The sequence below is a fragment of the Mesorhizobium sp. M7A.F.Ca.CA.004.12.1.1 genome, from assembly GCF_003997835.1.
In the GTDB taxonomy this organism is placed as follows: domain Bacteria; phylum Pseudomonadota; class Alphaproteobacteria; order Rhizobiales; family Rhizobiaceae; genus Mesorhizobium.
In genome coordinates this window covers 1-4,174 of record NZ_RZRK01000547.1, presented here as the reverse complement: position 1 = coordinate 4,174, position 4,174 = coordinate 1, and the positions used below count along the sequence as shown (strand labels likewise).

At 65.2% G+C, this 4,174-nt stretch carries 3 protein-coding genes and 1 pseudogene; 2 read left to right on the top strand and 2 right to left on the bottom strand.

Going from position 1 to position 4,174, the window contains the following annotated elements; translation table 11 throughout:
* A pseudogene (locus EN984_RS24720) lies at positions 1 to 537 on the bottom strand (SAM-dependent methyltransferase); the annotation flags it as partial.
* A 107-nt stretch (positions 538 to 644) separates the two neighbouring features.
* Between EN984_RS24720 and EN984_RS24715 the strand changes: the two are divergent.
* Positions 645 to 1,655 carry a ligase-associated DNA damage response exonuclease gene (locus EN984_RS24715; protein ID WP_127270756.1) on the top strand — a complete coding sequence of 337 codons (1,011 nt, stop codon included), beginning with the start codon at positions 645 to 647 and terminating at the stop codon, positions 1,653 to 1,655.
* 4 nt (positions 1,656 to 1,659) lie between these two features.
* Positions 1,660 to 3,261, top strand: coding sequence for a cisplatin damage response ATP-dependent DNA ligase (locus tag EN984_RS24710; protein ID WP_127271579.1), 1,602 nt, complete (start codon positions 1,660 to 1,662; stop codon positions 3,259 to 3,261).
* A 14-nt stretch (positions 3,262 to 3,275) separates the two neighbouring features.
* Here EN984_RS24710 and EN984_RS24705 read toward each other — a convergent pair.
* A partial coding sequence (locus EN984_RS24705) for a hypothetical protein (protein ID WP_127384013.1) occupies positions 3,276 to 4,174 on the bottom strand: 899 nt, incomplete at its 5' end.

Below are 4,174 nucleotides of genomic sequence, written 5' to 3'. Positions count from 1 at the left end.
TCTTAGCATTTTGGCCGAAATGTCATAACCCTCCAGCCGGTCGGCGATCGGCCGCAGCCTCTGCCCCATCAGGCCGGTGCCGCAGCCGAGATCCAGAGCGAGCGGGAAGCGTCCCGGCCTTGCCGCTCGAATGGCCTGGTCGAGCATCCCAGGCAGGCGGTAACCCAGCCTGCCGACCAGGGACTCATCGAAGCTCTCGGCATAGTGGTCGAACAAGGTCTCGACGAAGGCGCTGGGGAGCGCGTCGGGCGCCGGCGCCTTGCCGATCAATTGCAGGTTCAGTGCAGCGCCTTGACGATCCGATGGATCGAGTTGCAGCGACATCGTCCAGGCCTGCGCGGCCAGCTCCGCCGCGCCCGCCGCCTGCTGCATCTCGCCGAGGCGAAACCAGCCCATCGCCCATTGCGGTGTCATTTCCAGGGCGCCGAGCAGCAACTCCGCCGCCGCCGCATGGTCCCCGTCCGCGTGCAGCATCTCGGCATAATCGGCACGGCGATCGGCGTTCAAGTCGCCGGACGAGGCCTGAAGCGGTTTCATGGCGATGGGTCCTGCCGGCGGATCGAGCCGGCGGTGCTCTATGCGGGAGTCAGCAGTGACTTACAACAGGCTTCCCGCCGCGGAATTATATCCTATCTTGGGGGATCATGCGCGCCAGCGACCTGCTTCATCCCCGGCCCGAGGGCCTCTATTGCCCGCCGGGCGATTTCTTCATCGACCCGGTCCGGCCGGTCGACCGGGCATTGATCACGCATGGCCATTCCGACCATGCGCGTTCCGGCCACCGCTCGGTGCTGGCGACGCGGCAAACGCTCGACATTATGGGCCTGCGCTACGGTGAGAATTTCGCTGGCACGACGCAAGCGGCACAACTCGGCGAGACGATTGCACTCAATGGCATCAGCGTCAGCTTCCATCCAGCCGGCCATGTGCTGGGCTCGGCGCAGATATCCGTCGAGCATCAGGGCACGCGCATCGTCGCTTCCGGCGACTATAAGCGGCAGAGGGACGCAACCTGCGCGCCATTCGAGCCGATCCCGTGCGATGTGTTCATCACCGAAGCGACCTTCGGCCTGCCGGTGTTTCGCCATCCGCCCGACACAGAAGAAATCGCCCGCCTGCTGAAATCGGCAGCGCAGTTCCCTGAGCGCTCGCATCTGGTCGGCGCCTATGCGCTGGGCAAGGCGCAAAGGGTGATGCGGCTGTTGCGCGACGCCGGCTACGACAGGCCGCTCTACATCCATGGCGCGCTGGCCAAACTCAGTGAATATTACCAGAGCCAAGGCATCGATCTCGGCACCCTCGAACCGGCGACCGTCGAAAGCGGCGGCAAGGATGATTTTACCGGCGCCATCGTCGTCGGCCCGCCATCGGCCTTCGCCGACCGCTGGGCGCGGCGTTTTCCCGATCCGATCTCGTGCTTCGCGTCGGGCTGGATGCGCATTCGCCAGCGCGCCAAGCAAGGCGGCGTCGAGCTGCCGCTGATCATCTCCGATCATGCCGACTGGGATGAGTTGACCGCCACGATCAAGGAGACCGGAGCCGAGGAGATCTGGGTGACGCATGGCCGCGAGGAAGCGCTGGTGCGCTGGTGCGAGCTCGAAGGCATCGCCGCCCGGCCGCTGCATCTGGTCGGCTACGAGGACGAGGGCGATTGAAGCCATGAACCGCTTCGCCGAGCTTCTCGACCGCCTGGTGCTGACGCCGTCGCGCAACGGCAAGCTGACCTTGCTGACCGACTATTTCCGCAGCGTCGAGGATCCCGATCGCGGGCTGGCGCTGGCTGCCATCACCGGCGATCTCCACATCGCCGCGGTCAAGCCGGCGATGCTGCGCATGCTGGTCACCGAACGCATGGATCCGGTGCTGTTCGGCTATTCCTACGACTATGTCGGCGATCTCGCCGAAACGGTGTCGCTGGTCTGGCCGCAAACGCCCGGAAACATCGCGAACCGCGAGCCGACGCTGGGCGAAGTCGTGGCCAAACTGCAGGCGGCAAGCCGCTCCGACGGGCCCAAGGTGCTGGCCGGGCTGCTCGACAGCGCGGGCATCTCGGCGCGCTTTGCCATCATCAAGCTGGTCACCGGCGGCTTGCGCATCGGCATGTCGGCGCGGCTGGCCAAACAGGCGCTGGCCGATTTCGGCAAGGTCGACGTGGCCGAGATCGAGGAGCTCTGGCACGGGCTGTCACCGCCTTACACAGCGCTGTTCGCGTGGCTGGAAGGCAAGGCCGAAAGACCACGAAGCACGGCGTTGGCATTGTTTCGCCCGGTGATGCTGTCGAACCCGGTCGGTGACGGCGATCTCGAAAAGCTCGATCCCGCGGATTATGCCGCCGAATGGAAATGGGACGGCATCCGTGTCCAGGCGACGGCCGAGGGCGGTATCCGCCGGCTCTATTCGCGCACCGGCGACGATGTCTCCGGTGCCTTTCCGGACCTCGCCGAGGCCATGCATTTTTCCGCAACGCTGGACGGCGAATTGCTGGTCGGCGATCCCCGGGAGGCGACGGGAACCTTCTCGGATCTGCAGCAACGGCTGAATCGCAAGACGGTGACACCGAAGATGCAGCAGCAATACCCGGCCTTCATGCGCTGCTACGATCTGCTCCAGCTCGGCGACGAGGATTTGCGCGCGCTGTCGTTTCGCGAGCGGCGCGGTCGGCTGGAAGCGTTTGTCGGAACGCTCGACCCGAGCCGTTTCGATCTTTCGCCATTCGTCGACTTCACGGATTGGCAAACGCTTGAGGAACTACGCCGGGTGCCGCCGCATCCGATCATCGAAGGCGTCATGCTGAAGCGCTGGGACTCAGCCTATGTCGCCGGCCGGCCGAAAGGTCCATGGTTCAAATGGAAACGCGATCCGCACACGGTGGACGCGGTGCTGATGTATGCCCAGCGCGGCCACGGCAAACGCTCGAGCTTCTATTCCGACTATACGTTCGGCGTCTGGACAGGTGCCGAAGGGGAAGAGGAACTGGTGCCGGTCGGCAAGGCCTATTTCGGCTTCACCGACGAGGAGTTGAAGCAGATCGACAAATATGTCCGCGACAACACGATCGAGCGTTTCGGGCCGGTGCGCTCGGTGCGGGCTGACCGCGACAACGGCCTTGTGCTGGAAGTCGCCTTCGAAGGGCTGAACCGCTCGACCCGGCACAAATCCGGCGTCGCCATGCGCTTTCCCCGCATTTCGCGGCTGCGCTGGGACAAGCCGGCCAACGAGGCCGACCGCATCGAGACGCTACAGGCGCTGCTCGACCGCTAGACCGTTCAGCGCTCTTACGGCTCGATCGAAACGCGGATTTCGTAGATGTCCGCGGCCTTACCCTGCTTGTCGAAGTCTGAATTGATGGCAATGGTGCCGGCCGAGCCCGGACGCTTGTCGGGAAACTGCACATCGAACAGATATTCGTTCTGCTGCTGGCCGACCGCATAGCGCTTGCGGCCGCAGTCGCCGAGTTCGCCGAAATTGCAGTCGACCGAAATCTGCGTCTCCTTGCCTTCTTCGGAGCGGGCAATGATGTCGAACACGGCATGTTTGCCGGCCAGCTTCTCCAGCACGCCTTGTCCGACGTCGAAACTGATCGCCGAACCGGACGCGCCGGAACGGATGCGCAGGAACGAACCGGTATCGTCCTTCATCACCTCGGCCCTGGCGTCAGACGGCGCGCTGACATGGGATGCATCGGCCGGCGAAAACACATTGATCCAGTCGCGCGCCTGGTCCGCGGCGCCGGGTTTTGCCGGACCGCCGTCGGCCGGTGTGAAATCGTCGTCCTCGACGGTCGGCGGCGCCTGCGGCGGGGCGGTGTCGAGTTGCGCGGATGTCTTGAACACGCCGGTCTGCACGGCGAAGAACAGGCCGATGCCAACCGCGGCGAGCAGTGTCACGGTCAGGAAGATGGCGGTCAGCGGCAGGCGACGTCCCCTTATGCGCCGTTCATCGCGGTCGGGCGCCACTTCCGTCGTCGCGCCGGCCGAGGCCGGAACCGACATGTCGATGGCCGGAGCATCGGGAAGCGTGGCCTCCGGCATGATGTCGGGAACGACGGGCAGAACGCGGGAGCGCGGCGCATCGGCAGCGGATTGCACGGGTCCGTCGACGACGACATCGGGGGACGATGCCTGTCGGCCGGTTTCGACCGCGGGCGCCGGGTCCGCTCCGAGTTCGACCGCCG